The sequence below is a fragment of the Microvirga sp. P5_D2 genome (genome assembly GCF_054049475.1).
The window spans coordinates 1-15,706 of record NZ_JBFUMH010000051.1; the positions used below are offsets into that span (position 1 = coordinate 1).

General features: G+C 66.8%; 18 protein-coding genes. 2 read left to right on the forward strand and 16 right to left on the reverse strand.

Annotation, left to right across the window (positions count from 1 at the left end; translation table 11 throughout):
• A partial coding sequence (locus ACXJKO_RS14810; protein WP_457091854.1) for a response regulator transcription factor occupies positions 1-249 on the reverse strand: 249 nt, incomplete at its 3' end.
• 322 nt (positions 250-571) lie between these two features.
• Between ACXJKO_RS14810 and ACXJKO_RS14815 the strand changes: the two genes are divergently transcribed.
• A complete protein-coding gene (locus ACXJKO_RS14815) occupies positions 572-703 on the forward strand; it encodes a hypothetical protein (RefSeq protein ID WP_457091855.1) in 132 nt (43 codons plus the stop codon).
• 53 nt (positions 704-756) lie between these two features.
• On the opposite strand, the gene ccoS is transcribed toward ACXJKO_RS14815, so the two are convergent.
• From ccoS to ccoN, 7 genes are all read right to left on the reverse strand, one after another.
• Positions 757-930: a cbb3-type cytochrome oxidase assembly protein CcoS gene (gene ccoS, locus ACXJKO_RS14820; RefSeq protein ID WP_457091856.1), complete on the reverse strand. Its 174-nt coding sequence runs from the start codon at positions 928-930 to the stop codon at positions 757-759.
• Positions 931-955: 25 nt separating this feature from the next.
• Positions 956-3,187, reverse strand: a complete 2,232-nt coding sequence (locus tag ACXJKO_RS14825) for a heavy metal translocating P-type ATPase (protein WP_457091857.1) — start codon at positions 3,185-3,187, stop codon at positions 956-958.
• Between the two features lie 37 nt (positions 3,188-3,224).
• Positions 3,225-4,031 (reverse strand): DUF2189 domain-containing protein, encoded by an 807-nt coding sequence (locus ACXJKO_RS14830; protein WP_457091858.1) that lies wholly within the window; start codon positions 4,029-4,031, stop codon positions 3,225-3,227.
• Positions 4,032-4,264: 233 nt separating this feature from the next.
• A complete protein-coding gene (gene ccoP, locus ACXJKO_RS14835) occupies positions 4,265-5,146 on the reverse strand; it encodes a cytochrome-c oxidase, cbb3-type subunit III (RefSeq protein WP_457091859.1) in 882 nt (293 codons plus the stop codon).
• The gene (locus tag ACXJKO_RS14840; protein ID WP_262031278.1) at positions 5,137-5,307 is read right to left on the reverse strand and encodes a cbb3-type cytochrome c oxidase subunit 3; all 171 of its coding nucleotides are present in this window, start codon (positions 5,305-5,307) and stop codon (positions 5,137-5,139) included. Before ACXJKO_RS14840 ends, ccoP begins: the two co-directional genes overlap by 10 nt.
• A gap of 22 nt (positions 5,308-5,329) precedes the next feature.
• Complete coding sequence (gene ccoO, locus ACXJKO_RS14845) at positions 5,330-6,082, reverse strand: cytochrome-c oxidase, cbb3-type subunit II (protein WP_457091860.1); 753 nt, start codon at positions 6,080-6,082, stop codon at positions 5,330-5,332.
• A gap of 4 nt (positions 6,083-6,086) precedes the next feature.
• Complete coding sequence (gene ccoN / locus ACXJKO_RS14850; RefSeq protein ID WP_457091861.1) at positions 6,087-7,742, reverse strand: cytochrome-c oxidase, cbb3-type subunit I; 1,656 nt, start codon at positions 7,740-7,742, stop codon at positions 6,087-6,089.
• A 701-nt stretch (positions 7,743-8,443) separates the two neighbouring features.
• Here ccoN and ACXJKO_RS14855 point away from each other — a divergent pair.
• Positions 8,444-8,830 (forward strand): response regulator transcription factor, encoded by a 387-nt coding sequence (locus ACXJKO_RS14855; protein ID WP_457091862.1) that lies wholly within the window; start codon positions 8,444-8,446, stop codon positions 8,828-8,830.
• A 33-nt stretch (positions 8,831-8,863) separates the two neighbouring features.
• Here the strand turns inward: ACXJKO_RS14855 and ACXJKO_RS14860 are convergent, their stop codons facing one another.
• From ACXJKO_RS14860 to ACXJKO_RS14895, 8 genes are all read right to left on the reverse strand, one after another.
• Positions 8,864-9,619, reverse strand: a complete 756-nt coding sequence (locus tag ACXJKO_RS14860) for a CBS domain-containing protein (RefSeq protein WP_457091863.1) — start codon at positions 9,617-9,619, stop codon at positions 8,864-8,866.
• Positions 9,620-9,663: 44 nt separating this feature from the next.
• Positions 9,664-10,083, reverse strand: a complete 420-nt coding sequence (locus ACXJKO_RS14865; protein ID WP_457091864.1) for a c-type cytochrome — start codon at positions 10,081-10,083, stop codon at positions 9,664-9,666.
• A gap of 94 nt (positions 10,084-10,177) precedes the next feature.
• Positions 10,178-10,870, reverse strand: a complete 693-nt coding sequence (locus ACXJKO_RS14870) for a hypothetical protein (protein ID WP_457091865.1) — start codon at positions 10,868-10,870, stop codon at positions 10,178-10,180.
• 79 nt (positions 10,871-10,949) lie between these two features.
• A complete protein-coding gene (locus tag ACXJKO_RS14875; RefSeq protein WP_457091866.1) occupies positions 10,950-11,945 on the reverse strand; it encodes an FAD:protein FMN transferase in 996 nt (331 codons plus the stop codon).
• 9 nt (positions 11,946-11,954) lie between these two features.
• Positions 11,955-12,569 carry a nitrous oxide reductase accessory protein NosL gene (locus ACXJKO_RS14880; RefSeq protein WP_457091867.1) on the reverse strand — a complete coding sequence of 205 codons (615 nt, stop codon included), beginning with the start codon at positions 12,567-12,569 and terminating at the stop codon, positions 11,955-11,957.
• On the reverse strand, positions 12,566-13,396 hold the full coding sequence (locus ACXJKO_RS14885) for an ABC transporter permease (protein WP_457091868.1): 831 nt from the start codon (positions 13,394-13,396) through the stop codon (positions 12,566-12,568). The genes ACXJKO_RS14880 and ACXJKO_RS14885 overlap by 4 nt, the downstream gene beginning before the upstream one ends.
• The gene (locus tag ACXJKO_RS14890; RefSeq protein ID WP_457091869.1) at positions 13,393-14,313 is read right to left on the reverse strand and encodes an ATP-binding cassette domain-containing protein; all 921 of its coding nucleotides are present in this window, start codon (positions 14,311-14,313) and stop codon (positions 13,393-13,395) included. Before ACXJKO_RS14890 ends, ACXJKO_RS14885 begins: the two co-directional genes overlap by 4 nt.
• Positions 14,310-15,704 (reverse strand): nitrous oxide reductase family maturation protein NosD, encoded by a 1,395-nt coding sequence (locus tag ACXJKO_RS14895; protein ID WP_457091870.1) that lies wholly within the window; start codon positions 15,702-15,704, stop codon positions 14,310-14,312. The genes ACXJKO_RS14890 and ACXJKO_RS14895 overlap by 4 nt, the downstream gene beginning before the upstream one ends.
• Positions 15,705-15,706 lie beyond the last annotated feature (2 nt).

The following is a 15,706-nucleotide window of genomic DNA, read 5'->3' on the forward strand; positions in this document are numbered from 1 at the left end:
GATCAGGATCGCGGGGAGCGCAACATGACGCTCGTGCAGCCTGTCCATGAGGGCGATGCCGTCCATCCCGGGCATCGTGAGGTCGACGACAAGGCAGCCGGTCGGAGGCAGCGCTCCCTCGGCCAGGAGTTGGGCACCATCCTCGTAGAGGCGCACCTCGAAACCCTCCTGCTCCAGGGCGAACTTCAGCGATTGCCGGACGGCGGCGTCATCGTCGACGACAAGGACCGGCTTCGTGATCATGGGCATGGTGAAGCCTGATGTTGTGACGATGGCAACCTTACGCCATCCGCAACACGCCGCGGTTGATCTGCATCAAGCAGCCACCGTCGTCCGGCTCAGGAGGTTTCCGTAGGCGTGCAAGGGTGCTGCGAGCGCGGTAGGCTGCTCCTTGTGCACGTGTCCTTTCAGATCCGTCGATGCCTGCGTCCCTACCTGCCGGCCAGCACCCGTGATCGCACTCCCGGCTTCTGCGCTCTTTGGGTTAGAGGCACCGAACAGCTTGGGGCAACTGCTGGAACGGAGGTGGTTTGGGATTCGTTGGAACAACTAGGGGAAGGAGGAGCGGATCGTGCCTCGCTTTGTTGACAAGCCGTTCGACTGGGTGGCGATACTCGCCCTGGCTTCGGGTGCCGCCGTGCTGGTGCCGAGTCTCGCGGCACTCGGCATGACGCTGGTGGCTGTGATCCGCGGCCTCATTTAACCGAGGCTGAGCGCCGCGCCCGGTGCCGAATGGGCCCCGAGATGCGGGGAACATCACCTGTCCGGACGGGCCTGACCTTCGTCGCCCGGATCCTCTTCGAGAAGGACCCGTTCCGCCGCCCCGTCGAGATCGTCGTACTGCCCGTTGCGGAGGGACCACAGGAAGGCGGCTAGGCCGCTCAGTCCCATGCCGAGCGCGATGAGGATTAACCACCACATGGAACCCATCCGATGCTCCTCCGGATCCTTGGCCTCATGCGGCCTTGCGCGCCGGTGACAGCCTCATGGCATTGGCGACGACGATGATCGAGGACAGCGACATGGCGACTGCTGCAATGAGAGGGGTCACATAGCCCAGCACGGCGACCGGCACCGCCAGGGCATTGTAGCCGACCGCCAGGGCAAAGTTCTGGAGGATCAACCGCCGGGACCGGCGTGAGATCCCAAAGGCGTCGCCAACGGCGGACAGGCTTTCGTTCAGAAACACGAAATCCGCGGCATTGCGACCGATGTCGGCCGCGGTGGCGGGAGCCATGGACACATGGGCGGCCGACAGGGCGGGCGCGTCGTTCAGGCCGTCCCCGACCATCAGAACCTTCCGGCCCGCGGCCTCATGCGCCGCGACTCGGGCCACCTTTTCCGCCGGCAGGAGCCCCGCCGCAAAGTCACGGATCCCGAGTCTCGCCGCCAGGTCCTCGACCACGGCCTCACGGTCGCCCGAGAGGACTTCCACCGTCAGTCCCTGACGCACCAGGTTGCCCACCGACTCTCGCGCCTCGCGGCGGACCTGGTCCTCCAGCACGAAGGTCGCCAGCAGTTCGCCATCTCGGGCCAGGACCGAGATCGAGGCGGCTGTGGAGGCGTCATCCTCAACCCATTGCCCTGCCGCCCAGTCCGGCCGGCCGAGCCGGTACGCGGCGTCACCGAGCCGGGCTTCGAGCCCGAGGCCCGGGACCTCCTCGATCCGGTCGAATGCAGGAACATCGCCCACCCGTTGCGCCGCGGCTTCGGCAATCGCCTGTGCCGCCGGATGGCGCKAGCCCATGGTCATTCCCAGGGAGATCCGCAGCGCCGACGGCGAGACCTCGCCCGCGTTGACCAGGGTGGGCCGGCCCAGCGTCAGGGTGCCGGTCTTGTCGAAGGCGATGGCGTCGACCTCAGCCAGACGCTCCAGGGCGGAACCGTCCTTGACCATGATCCCCCGTTCGAACAGACGGCGCGCGGCGAYGACCTGCACGATGGGCACCGCCAACCCCAAGGCGCACGGGCAGGTGATGATCAGGACAGCGATGGCGATGGTGACGGATGAATGCCAGTCCCCGGTGGCGACCAGCCAACCCACAAAGGACAGCAGGGCCAGCGTGTGGACGACGGGCGAGTACAGTGCRGCGGCGCGGTCGGCCAGCCGCCGGTAGCGAGCGCGGCCGCCTTCGGCTGCCTCCATCATGCGGAGCATTTCCGCCAGGAACGAGTCTTCGGCCCGCGCCGTCGCCCGGACCGTCAGCGGCCCGGTGAGGTTCATCACGCCTGCCTGGACCGCTGCTCCCGGGGCGGCCCTTCGGGGCGCGGACTCCCCCGAGACGAGCGAGCAGTCGAGCTCGGACATCCCCTGTTCGACCACGCCGTCGACGGGGATGCGCTCGCCTGCGGCGACGAGCACCGCGGCACCGGGCTCGATCTCCGACACCGGGACGTAGAGCGGCTGCCCGTCCAGGATGACCGTGGCGCCCGCGGGGGCGAGCCGCGCCAGGYCTGCCACGGCGGAGCGCGCCCGCTCGCGCATCACGTGGTCGAGCGTGCGCCCGATGAGCAGGAAGAACAGCAGGGAGGTCGCCGCATCGAAGTATGCATGCGGTGCATTGTGGAGCGTGTCGTAGAGGCTGAGGGCGAAGGCGAGCGAGACGCCGATGGAGATCGGCACGTCCATGTTGGTGCGGCCATGGCGCAGCACCGACCAGGCCGAGGCATAGAAGATCCGGCCGGAGTAGACGAGGGCCGGGAGGGCGAGGAGGGCCGAGATGAGATGGAAGGCTTGGCGCGTGCCGGCGTCGGCCCCGGACCAGACCGACACCGACAGGAGCATGATGTTCATCGCGCAGAAGCCCGCCACCGCCAACGCACGGACGAGGCGCGCCAGTTCGGTGTCCTTCGCATCCTGCTCCAGCGCAAACAGATGGGCCTCGTAGCCGATGCCGCGCAGGGCGCCAATTAGGTCCGGCGGCTTGCCGTCGGCGGTGTTCCAGCGGACTGCAACGCGCTTCGTCGACAGGTTGACCCGGGCGGCCTCGACGCCGGGCAGCTTCGCCAACGTCCGCTCCACCGCCGCGATGCAGGCGGCGCACTTCACCTCGGGCACCGATAGGTCCGTCTGGCGCGTTCCCTCGCCGAGGTCGCGGCTGGCCAGCCGGATCTCCTCCGGCGCGGCGCCGGGGTGGCGCAGGCCATCAAAGGCAGGAGGAACGCCGATGGGAGCGCAGCAGGTCATCGCCGTCCGTCGCCTGGTCTCTCATGCCGGGGCCGCATCAGCGCATCGCCCGATAGGCGTGCCAGGTGGCATGGCCCAGCAGCGGGAAGATGACGATGAAGCCGAGGAAGCCCGTGACGGCGCTGACCGCGAACAGCGCGAGCACGACGGCACCCCAGGCGATCATCGGGGTGAGGTTGTTCCACACCATGGCCATGCTCGTGCCCATGGCTGTCAGGGCGTCCGTGCGCTGGTCGAGCAGCATGGGGATCGAAAACACGCTGATCGCGAACCCGAAGGCCGCGAACAGCCCGCCGATGAGCGTCCCGACGACCAGCATCGCCCAGCCGACCGGCGTCGTGAGAAGGATGCCGACGACCCCGTCGAACCCCGGGAAGGGCCGGACGCCGAAGAACAGGGCGTACACCAGGACCGCGGCCCGGTTCCAGAGCAGCATCAGCAGGCAGAGCAGCAATCCGGTGTAGAAGATCTGCGCCCCGGCCCTCGGCCGCACAAGCAGCATGGTGCGCAGCGTCGGCCGCTCCCCGGCCTCCAGGGCGCGGCTCTTCTCGTAGAGGCCAATGGCCAGCACGGGCGCGACGATCATGTAGCCGGCGATGGCGGGAAACAGGATGTAGTCCCGCCCCGAGGCGATCAGCGCCCAGGCGAGGATGGCGGTGATCACGAAGACCGCAATGCCGTAGGCGAGGCTGAGGCCCGGCTGGACCAGCAGGTCGCGCCAGCCGGCGCGCAGCCAGTCGAGCGCGGCCTGCGCCGGCAGGTGGCGCTGCCGCGCCGGGTTGCGCGTCTCGTCGATGCTGGAGGTCTCGCTCAAAAGGCCGTAGGACTGGTCCGCTTCGCTCATCTGCCTTCCCCGAAATCGTGCATCGCTTGATCTTCCTCAGCAGGCTGGCTTCGCCGCCCGGAACGCGCCCGCCTGGGTGCCTGCCTCCTTCAGGTGGGCGACGCAGTCGGGCTGGGAGGCCACCGCGACGTAAACGAGATGCGCGTTGGCAGCTACCACGACGAGGAGCACAGCGGCCGCCAGGAGCCACGCCAGCACAGGCCACCTGGCCCGCTTTGTCACAGGACCGGCCGTCATCGCTTCGCGTCCCTCAGGGAGTTGACGTACAGGGCCAGGATCTTGATCTCCGCCGGGGTCAGGCGCTCATCCCAGGTTGGCATGTGGCCCTGCCGCCCGCCATGGATCGTGTTGATCAGAGTCTGAAGATCGCCGCCGTAAAGCCAGAACTGATCGGTCAGGTTGGGGGCCCCGACCTCGCGGTTACCCTTGCCGTCCTCGCCGTGGCAGGCGGCGCAGGTGGTGAGGAAGATCTCCCGGCCGGCATGGATCTGGGCGCCGTTCTGCGGCGTCGACACGGCCGGATTGGACAGCGACTGCACGTAGGTCGCGACGTTCGCGACCTGGGTCCGGTCGAGGATCGCGTCGCGCCCAAAGGCCGGCATCTGCGCGACCCGGGTGTTCTGATGGCGCGAGTTGATACCGAGCCGCATCGTCTCGGCGATCTTCTCCACATCGCCGCCCCAAAGCCAGTCGTCGTCGGTCAGGTCGGGATAGTTGGCGCGACCCCTGCCATCGGCCCCGTGGCAGGCGGCGCAGTTGTCGCCGAAGAGCTGGCGCCCGGTCGAGCGGACAACCCTCATCAGATCCTCATTGGACTGGATTTGCTCGTAACTCTCCGTCTCGATGGCCTTCATCCAGGCCGCGCGCTCGGCCTGGGCGGCGACCAGATCCTGCTGCACGGCCTGGCGCTGGTCGATCCTCAGGATGCCCCTGGTGTACGTTGTGACCATCGGCCAGGTCGGCATCAGGATCCACCAGAGCAGCGCCCACACGTGCGTGACGATGATGAACATCAGCACGCCGCGCGGCACGGGCGTGTCGAGCTCCTTGATGCCGTTCCACTCGTGCCCCGTCGTCTCGCGGCCGCTGACGGGATCGCGTTCCTCTACTGCCATGGCCGGTCGTCCCCATCGAGAATGTTACGTTTAGCGTCGTCGAAACGCTTCCGGTTCGACGGCCAGAACGCGTAGACCACCACGCAGATGCTAAAGGCGATGAAATAAAACAGGCCCCAGCTCTTGGCGAAGCCGACGAGGGTGTCGTGGTCGATGTCCATAAACTGACCTCCTTCGTCCTCATCAATTCGTGGGATTGGGCGCCTGTTGCGGCGCGGCCGTGTTGGAGTAGGCGGCATCGGTCAGGCGCCCGAGCACCTGCAAGTAGGCGACCAGGGCGTCCATCTCGGTGAGCTGCGTGACGACGCCGTCAAAGGCGCTGACCTGCGTCTTCTCGCCATAGCGTTCGGTCACCCCCGCCGCAAATGGGCTGTCGGGGGCCGCTTGCCCGAAGGCGTCGCCGGCGGCATTGGCGATCATGGCGTCCGTGTAGGGCACGCCGAGCGCCTGCTGCGCCCGCAGGTGCCGCCCGAGGTCCTCCGTCTCCAGGGCGGTGCGGGCGAGGAAGCTGTAAGCCGGCATGTTCGACTCCGGCACCACGCTGCGCGGGTTGGTCAGGTGCGCGACGTGCCAGAAGTCGGAGTACTTGCCGCCGATGCGGGCGAGGTCCGGGCCGGTACGCTTCGAGCCCCACAGCATCGGGTGGTCGTACTTGGACTCCACCGCCAGCGAGTAGGGGCCATAGCGCTCGACCTCGTCACGCAGGGTGCGGATCATCTGGCTGTGGCAGGCGTAGCAGCCCTCGCGGACATAGATGTTGCGCCCGGCGAGCTCCAGCGGGGTGTAGAGGCGCAGGTCCGGCGCGTCCTCGACAGTCTCGTGGATGGTGAAGAGCGGCGCGATCTCGACGAGGCCCCCGACGCTGGCGGCGGCGATGATCGCGATGACGAAGCCGATGGCGGTGCGCTCTAACTTGCGGTGAAACAGTTCGGCCATGATGTCACTCCGCCGGGGTGGCCGCGGCGCCGGGGGCGAGCCCCGTGTCCGGCACGTCCGCACGTTGGCCCACGGCAGCGGGCACAGCGCGCACCGTCATCCAGATGTTGAAGGCGGCGACAATCGCGCCGAGCAGGAAGAGAAGGCCGCCGAAGGCGCGCGCGATGTAGTACGGGTACATGGCGACAAGCGAGTCGAGGAAGGAATAGGCAAGCGTGCCCTCCTGCGTGTACGTGCGCCACATCAGGCCCTGGAGGATGCCCGAGTTCCACATCGAGAAAACGTAGATGAGGGTGCCGGCCACGGCGAGCCAGAAGTGGACCTCGACCAGCACCGGCGAATACATGCGCTCCCGCTTCCAGAGCGAGGGCACCAGGGTGTAGATCGACCCAAAAGTGATGAAGGCCACCCAGCCGAGCGCTCCCGCATGAACGTGGCCGACAGTCCAGTCGGTGTAGTGGGAGAGGGCGTTGACCGGTCGGATTGCGAGGAACGAGCCCTCGAAGGTCGACAGCCCGTAGAAGACCACGGCCACGAAGATGAAGCGCAGGGTCGCATCATCCCGGACCTTCTGCCAAGCGCCGTTGAGGGTGAGCAGCGCGTTGCCGGCCGAGGCCCAGGAGGGGACGAGCAGCATCACCGAGAACGTCATGCCGAGGTTCTGCACCCAGTGGGGCAAGGCGGTATAGTGCAGGTGGTGCGAGCCGGCCCACATGTAGAAGAAGGTGATGCCCCAGAAGCTGAGGATCGACAGCCGGTAGGAGAAGATCGGGCGCTGGGCCCGCACCGGCAGGTAGTAATAGAGCATCGCCAGGAAGCCCGCCGTGAGGAAGAAGGCGACGGCGTTGTGGCCATACCACCACTGCACCATGGAATCCTGCACGCCGGCCCAGATGGTGTAGCTCTTGGCCTGCCCGAACGAGACCGGGATAGCCAGGTTGTTGACGATGTGGAGGATGGCCACCACGACGATGAACGCCATGAAGTACCAGTTGGCGACGTAGATGTGCGGCTCCTTGCGCCGGGCGATGGTGCGCAGGAAGAGCACGAAGTAGGTGACCCAGACGACCACCAGCCACAGGTCGGCGTACCATTCCGCCTCCGCGTACTCCTTCGACTGGGTCACGCCCATGAAGTAGCCGGTGACGGCGAGGATGCAGAACAGGTTGAAGCCGAGCAGCACGAACCAGGGGCTGACTTGGCCTGCCAGGCGGGCGCGGGAGGTGCGCTGCACGACGTGGAAGGAGGTGGCGATGAGGGCGTTGCCGCCGAATCCGAAGATCACGCCGGTCGTGTGGGTCGGCCGCAGGCGCCCGAACGTCGACCATGCGGCATCGAAGGCGAGGTCTGGCCACGCCAGTTGCGCGGCCGTCCACACGCCCATGAACATGCCGAAGATCGCCCAGGCCAGCGTCAGGGCGATGCCGGCCTTGGTTGGGTCGTCGTAGTAGTGCGACGGACGGTCCTGGGGCGGCTCGGGCTCGTAGTAGGACCTCATGACCAAGGCGCCGAGGGCACCACCGAAGAGCAGGACGATCACGCCATGCATGCCGAGCGGGTCGTAACCGCCGGCTGCCGCCATAGCGATGCCCACAACGAAGACGCAAACAAGGATGACCAGGGCGTTCTGGCGCTCGCCGGTGGTTAGCTGCTGAACCATGCTGATCCCTCGTTGTGGACGTGAAGCATTCATGCCCTTGGGGTTATCATTACGTTTGCGCGACTGCGGGCGATGTTGCCATGTTCTTAGCCGAATGCCTGAGCTGCCACAATCGGAAGCAATTGGAGCGACGTCAACCTTGCATCGTCCCTCCTCCATAAGGCGGCAATCTTTGATTCCTTTTCGCTATGACACGGGTTGGTGGCTGGGCGCCTCGGTACGAGGCCCTCAATCATTTTGGAACCCCAAGGTGCAGGAACTCGGCCCTGTGAAAACCATGGACCTATACCTGCATCCATCCAACTCAGGTGAATTCCTTAAGTGACTGTCCGGATCAGAGGTTGTCCAAGTCGCCATTGACACCGCACCGAGAAGGCCTCCACCGACAGGCGGATTCGACCTGACGCGGGAGAGGGCAGGGCCGCCCGTCGGGAACCGGGCGTGCGCCGTGTGGAGGGGCATGGCCTTCTTGGCTTGGACCCAGGTTGTCCGGAAGTCTCGGCGGCTGGTCTCAAGGACACAAAGGGTCGCATTCCGGACGGCTCGGCCCGCCTCAGCCTTGATCCAGCGCAAGAACGGGCCATCCGCGACGGCCCTTAAGGACAATACCGGACTGGAGGCGATGACCTCCCTTCGGCATGGTTCTCCCGTAGCGGACCGCACCCTGCGGGCGCCCGAGCGGAACGGAGGCAGGGACCGGCATGCCCGGAATTGCCGAATGCGTCCTTGTGGTGGACGACGACCTTGCCGTGCGCAGGTCCCTGAGGTTCGCCCTCGAGATGGAGGGCCTGACCGTCCGTACTTATGGCAGCGGAGCCGAACTCCTGGCGGACCCGGACCTTGCTTCGTGCGGCTGCCTGGTTATCGACTGCAACATGCCGGGGATGAACGGGATCGAGCTGGTGGAGCGGCTCGAGGAGCGTCAGCAGCACTGTCCGGTCATCCTGATCACGTCCGGGACGACGCACGATCTGGCGGGATGCAGCGTCCATCCCGACATTCTGGATGTGCTCGAGAAGCCACTTGAGGACAATGCGCTCCTGGACCACATCCATGCCGCCTTGGCTGCGGCCCGGACCAGGACATGACCAAGGGCAACCCTCGAACGGACAGCCTACCGTTCAGCGTTCGCGCAAGCCGGTCGAGGCTTTCGGCAGCAGGCGTGAGAACGCGGGTCGGCAAATGAACCAAATGCCCCCGCTCGGCTCGCGACGCATGAGGTGATCTTCCACCGTGGTCACGCCGGGTACGTTCTCGGCCGCGATCCTCAGGGCCCGCCGCTCCTCCTCGCTGCGGACGAAGCCGAAGAGGTGAACGGTGCCCTTCTCCACGACGATGTTCCTTGTCAGCGTGGAGGCCCAAGGCTGCGCCTTGAGCTCTGCGGTGAGGCGCTCCCGGATTGCCCGGTCGTTGGCGTTCACGTCCTTCGATATGTCCGTGGCGGCCAAGGCCTGGAGCAGGTTGCCGCGCGAGACGATGCCGACCAGCCGATCGTCCCGCACCACGGGCACGCGCTTGATCCCGTGCCGCTCCATGAGCCGGGCGATGTCCGCCAGGGACGCGGTTTCCGGCACGGTGATCACCCGGGGTGTCATGACGTCCTTGACGGTCCGGCCATGGGTCTTGACGTAGTCGCGGGCTAAGGCATCCTCGCCGGTGAGAAGCCGCAGCCACCAGGAGCGCCGCTGCTCGCCGATGGCGCCGGCGTGCCCGATCAGGTCGCCCTCACTCACGATGCCGACCACCTTGCCATCCGCCTCCTGCACGGGAACGCCGCTGATGCCGCGCTCGTGCAGGAGGCGCGCGACCTCGGTGATTGGGGTCTCGGGTGAGACGGTGACGACGGTGGTGGTCATGACGTCGGCGGCGGTGAGCATGGGCAACTCCTGGGCCGTGGCGCGTGCGGGATGGCGGACGCGGTTCAGCGGCCGGCGACCCGGATCCCGCCCTCGACGGCTGCGGCCTTCTGGCCGGTGGCATCGAACTGCTTGAGGTAGGCGATCAGGTCCTTGATCTTCTGCTCGTCCTTCAGGCCGGCATAGACCATCTTGGTGCCGGGCACCTTGGCTTTCGGATCCTTGATGTACTCGGCGAACGTCGCCTCGTCCCACGTCAGGCCGGAGTTCTTGTTGGCAGGGGAGTAGTTGTAGCCTTCGACGGAGCCGGAGTGGCGGCCGATGACGCCGTTCAGCTCAGGACCGACGGCGTTCTTCGCATTAGGTCCAATCTGGTGGCAGGCCTTACACACGGCGAACACCTTTTCGCCGGCTGCGGCATCCTGGGCCTGGGCGGCCACCGGGCTGAACGCCAGGGCGATGGGGACGATCAGGGCAAAGCGCATGAAAGACTCCTTGCTGGTTTGTCGGACACTGAATCGATGCGGGAAACCCACGGTCGGCTCCGACAGCCGACCCGGCCCGGGAGTGAGACGGGGATCAGTCGGACTTCTTCTTCGGGTCGGTGACGGTGCCTGTCGAGGTCGGCTGCCCGTTCGGTGACGCGCTCGCGGACTGGAGGATCCTTTGGGCCTCCGAGAGCTGGGACCTCATCTCGCGCATGGCCGAACCCGCCAGCTCGCTGAACTGGCCCTGCTGCCCCAGCTTCTCCAGGTCGCTGATCGCCTGCGGATAGGACTGCACGACCCACTGCGCGACATTGGCGCCGAACTGCGTCGCGTCCGCATCCCGCGCCAAGCTGTCGAAGGTGCCGCGTTCCTTCTCCGGGATCTGCACGTTGCCCAGATCCGGGGCCGCCGCGGCCAGGGCGCGGTTGATCCGGCTGTTCGTGAGCACCATCTGGTCGCCGAGATCGTGCACCGCGCCGCTGGTGTGCCGCTTGGAGGCCAAGTTGCCGTATTGCTGCGCCGTGACCGTATTGCGGGCGAGGCTCTCGACGGTCGGCTTCATGTCGGCCGGCAGGGCAGCGCCCTGGCCGACTTGAGGTGCATGCACGGTGCCGCCATGGCTCTCCGGCCGGCCGCCATCCTTGTGCGGGTCCGCCATCGGATTGCTTGTCGGGTTGGTTTCGGCCCGGGAGGGGGTGGTGGAGCGGGTCTGGTCCTGCTGGGCCCCTGCGGGCAGGGCCAGGAGCAGGGTACAGAGCGCGGTTGCCGTGAGGTGTGCCTTCATCGTCGGATCTCCTGCCGTTGGGGTGGGAGGTCAATGATCTGCGGCGGGTGCTGTTCCTGGCGTACGGGCKGTTGTGGGTCTATGCATGGAGAAGGATCCTTTCGCCCGCTGCCGTGACGAGCCGCGCCTGGCCCGTTCCGAGCCGATGCAGCACCGCTTCGATCCCGTCAGGCGGCATCAGGCTGAAGGCGGTCGACAGGGCGTCGGCGGACGTCGCGGTTGGCAGGACGACCGTCACGCTCCGGTACCGATGCGCCGAACCGCCGGTGCGCGGGTCGAACAGGTGGTTRAAGCGGCCTCCGGGATCGAAGCGGAACCCGTAACCGCCGGAGGTGGCGACGGCTTGGTCGACGGCGTTGACGGTTTCGAGAACGCTCTCGGGGTTGTCCGGATCGGCGATGCCAACGTGCCAGGGCTCGCCCGATGGGCGCGACCCCACCGCCCGCGGCTCGCCCATGTCCACGAGGCTGCTCGCGATGCCGCCCGCGCGCAGGATGTCCACCACGCGGTCGGTGGCGTAGCCTTGGGCGATGCCGTTCAGCGTCAGGCCCATGCCGCGTCGGGACAGGGCGATCCGGTTTGCGTCGAATCTCACGGAATCGTAGCCGACGCGCTCCATGGCTTCACGAAGGGCAGTTTCGGGCGGCCCGTGCGGGTCTGCACCCGGCTGCGAGAAGTGATCGCCGTAAAGGGTCCACAACGCCTGCACGGTCGGGTCGAAGGCCCCGCCTGTCAGCTCCCAGCAGCGGCGGCATTCGGCCAGGAGCCGGACCAGATCGGCCGGCGGAGCAACCAGGATGCCATGGCGGTTCAGCGCCACGAGTGCGGAATCCTCCCGGTAAAGGCTGAACACGGCCTCGAGGCGACGCACCTCTTCCAGCGAGCGCTCGACGAGCCGTTCGGCTACGGCGCGGTCCGGGTGATGGATCTGGATCGTAGCCGCAGCGCCCATGGCCTGACCCTGCCACGTCACCAGGGAGGCCTCGGCCCTGGCCGCTTGTCCGAGCGGGAGAAGGCCCAGGCCCGCCGCTGCCGCCGTGATCCCAATGAAACGCCTGCGGGAGGGGAGGGGCATGGCGGACTCCTAGTGGACGTGGCCGGTCTGCGGAGCGGCGGGTGCGGCATGGCCGACGTGATCGCCATGGCCTCCTTGTGCCTCATCACTTCCAGGCTCTTGCTCCACCGAACCTGTCAGCTCAGCCGTACCACCCAGAACGTAATCGTTCGGCACCTCCGAGAACGACACGACGCGCCCGCCGTTCTCAGCCACGAACTTGTCGGCAGCAGCCTTGTCGGAGAACGGCACCGCCTCCTCGCCGCCCATGCCGCCCTGCCTGCGGCTGCCAATCACAAACGAGGCTTGCCTCGCGTCGACCCAGTTCGTTGCTCCCGGCTCGTCCCAGTTCGGCGCCTTGGCCATGTCGGACACGTAGATCGCCCGGATGTCCTTGGGCTCCTCGGGCAGCAGGGTGAACGAGATCGCGTCGCGCGCTGACGAGAACCAGACTGCCTCCTTCTGGCTCGCGAGGATGATCTGCCCCTTGGGGCCGGGATGCTCCATCACGTTCATGCCGCAGTAGCGGCCGATGGCCAAGTCCGTCATCTCCTGCGGAGGCGGTACCGCGGCCGTCTTCTGCTCGTTGCACCCGGACAGGATGAGCGCACCCGCGAAGGCGGCAAGGAGGGCAATCTGTCTCATAGTTCTCTCCTGGAGAAGGCGAGCGCCGCGAGGCCGAGGGGTAGGAGGGCCCAGGCGGCCAGCGTGGCGAGAAGGACGGAGGGGCTCAAGGTGGCGGTTTGCGCCACCCCAGCCATGCCCGAGAAGGCGCCCACGCCCGCTGATCCCGTCAGGTTGAACAGGCGATAGGCGTCGGCTGGGTTGAGCAGCAGCAGGGCGTTGAGGAGACCTCCGGAGAGCGTCTGTCCTTGGTCGACGACGAGCAGGCCGAGCAGCGCCATGTCGTAGATCAGCACGAACACCAACCAGATGCCGATGGCGATGCCGGCGGCGGTGCCGCGCTCGCGGACCAGCGCACTGACCAGGTAGCCGATCGCGATGAAGGCGGCGCCGAGCAAGATCGAGGACCCGATCATCGCGGCGAACGCCGTCCAACTCTCCGCGTCGATGGTCTCGCCCATGACGGCCAGTGCCCCGGCGGCAGCGCCATAGCCGAGCAGCGTCGCAAAGGCGAGGATCGACAGGTGGCCGACGAACTTGCCGAGCAGCACCTGCCAGCGCCCGACCGGGTAGCTGAGCAGCAGCAACATGGTGCCGCGCTCCATCTCGCCGACGATGGCATCGTGCGAGATCAGCAGCGCGATTAGGGGCAGCAGGAAGATGGTGAGGCTGGAGAGGCTCACAATCACCACGTCGAGTGCACGCACGCCGACAGTGCCCGTCGGCGCACTACCGAGGAAGGTGAGTGACAGCGCAAGACCCGCCAGCAGCAAAGTTGTTGCGAGAACCCAGCGGTTGCGCAGGCCTTCCTGGATCTCCTTGCGCGCGACGATCAGGATGTTTCTCATCGCGAAGCCTCCTGCGACAGAAGGAAATGGGCATAGAGCTCGTCAAGGGTCGGCGGGATCACGTCGAGATCCTCAACCGGGGCGCCCTCGTCAGTGGCGCGCCGCAGCACCTCGATCTTGCGTTCGGGCGAGGCGTCGATTTCCACCATGTGGCCGTTGACGCGACGCCAGCCGTCAAGCGGCCCGAGCCAGTTCGGCACGTTGGCGAGCCCCGCGTCCGTGACCTTGAGGCGTATGCGGGTCGGCAGGCGAGCGATGCGCCGCAGCTCGTCAAGCGTGCCATCCGCAACCTTGATGCCGCGGTTCATGATGATCACCCGCCCGGCACGCTCCTCCAGCTCGGTCAGGGCATGCGAGGATAGGAGCACCATCGCACCGCGCCCGCGCAACTCCTCGACGATCTCGTAGAAGCTGTGGCGCAGAGCCGGGTCGAGGCCGGTAGTCGGCTCGTCGAGCAGGAGCACACGAGGCTCGCCCAGCAGCGCCTGGGCGAGGCCAAGGCGCTGGCGCATGCCCTTGGAGTACGTGCCGACGCGACGGTTGGCGGCATGGGTGAGGCCGACGCGGTCGAGAAGCGGCGCAACGGTCTTGGCGGGCTCGCGCTTGAGACGGGCGTAGAACGCGAGCGTTTCCTGTCCTGTCAGGGCTGCATTGAACGAGACGTTCTCGGGCAGGTAGCCGAGCCTGCGACGGCCTTCGAACTGCCCTGCGGCCGGATCGTCGCCCAACACGCTGATGCTGCCGCTCGTCGGCCGGATCAGCCCCAACATGAGCTTCATCAGGGTGGTCTTCCCGGCGCCGTTGTGGCCGACGAGCGCCACCGTCTCGCCTTCGGGAAGACCAAACGAGACGTCGCGTACCGCCTCGACCTTGCCGAAGCGCTTGACGACGTTACGGATCTCGACGGTCCCGGTCATGGCCGGCCTCCTTCCGCAACTGTCTTGGGCCGCGCGGGTGGCGCCATGAGGGGATGACTGTCGACCACGCCGCCGGGCAGCAGGGCCGGGAACTGTGCCTGCGCCCAGCGGATCACCTGCACGGCGGGGCTGTTCATCAGCACCTTGGCCTGCGGCGCAGTCCAGAGCACCTTGTCGACGAGGTCGTTCGGGCGGTAGGCGCTGTCGCCCAGCCCGTCGCCATTGAGGTCGAAGGCCGGGTTGTCGCTCCAGTAGTTGCCGCGGCCGTCCTTGGACCAGTCGAGGTAGCGCGTGCTGACGTACTTCACCTGGTTACGGTTCCGGATGAAGGCATTGCCGACCATCTCGTTGCGCTCGGATCCGGCGGTGAAGTGGATGCCGATCTCGCAGCCCTCGAACCAGTTGTCCCGGAACTTGTTCTGGTTGGCATTGTAGATGAACACGCATTTCGTCGGACCCGGCCGCGCGCCGGCGACCTGATCGGCGGCGATATCATCCTGTCCCGGCACGGCGTGCTCCTTGTCAACCTTGCCGCGCGTTCCTGCCGTCGTCCAGCGCTCGGCCGGCTGAAGACGGCCGAGGACGCTGTTGCCCGTGATCTCGGAGCCGTTGGCGTAGTTGAACAGGAAACCGTGGTCGCGGTCGCCGTCCGACACGTTGCCGCTGATCTTCAGCCGGCTGGAGAACATCAGCGCGAATCCGACCGCGTTGTTGACTGACACGTTGTCCGTGATCTCGCTGTCGTTGGTGTACATGTAGTGAACCGCAAAGCGCAGGTCGCGGAAGCGGTTGCCCGAGAACACATTGCGCTTGCTGGTGATCACGAAGATCCCGTCGCGCCCGTACTGGACGCTGTTGTCGAGCACCTTGGCGCCGGGAGCGTTCCAGACCGAGATGCCGTTGCCGGCCTCGTTCAGGCGACCTTCCTGGATCCCGATGATCGTGTTTCCCTGCGCGACGGCATCCTCGGATCCGTGCAGGTAGACGCCGTAAAGATTCCCCTCGATCCGATTGCCGTCGACGATGGCGCCGGCCGCCGTTTTCTCGACGAAGACGCCGGAGTCCATCTTTTCGAGATCCCGGCCCGAACCGCGGATCGTCAGCCCGCGCACGACGGCTCCCGGAGCGGACACGGTGACGACGCTCCCCTTGCCGGACCCGTTGAGAATCGCGCCCGGCTCGCCCTCCAGCGTCACCTTGCGCGTCACATGGATGGGGCCGCGATGCTCTCCACGCTTGAGGACGATCACGTCGCCCTCGGCGGCCACGTCGATGACCTCCTGAAGCGCATCGCCTGTGGAGACGGCGATCCGCTCCGCCCACGCGGGCAGGGCGAGGCCGGCGGCGAAAGCCGCCAGCCCCAGGCGCACAATGGTGCGAATGCTTGTCATGT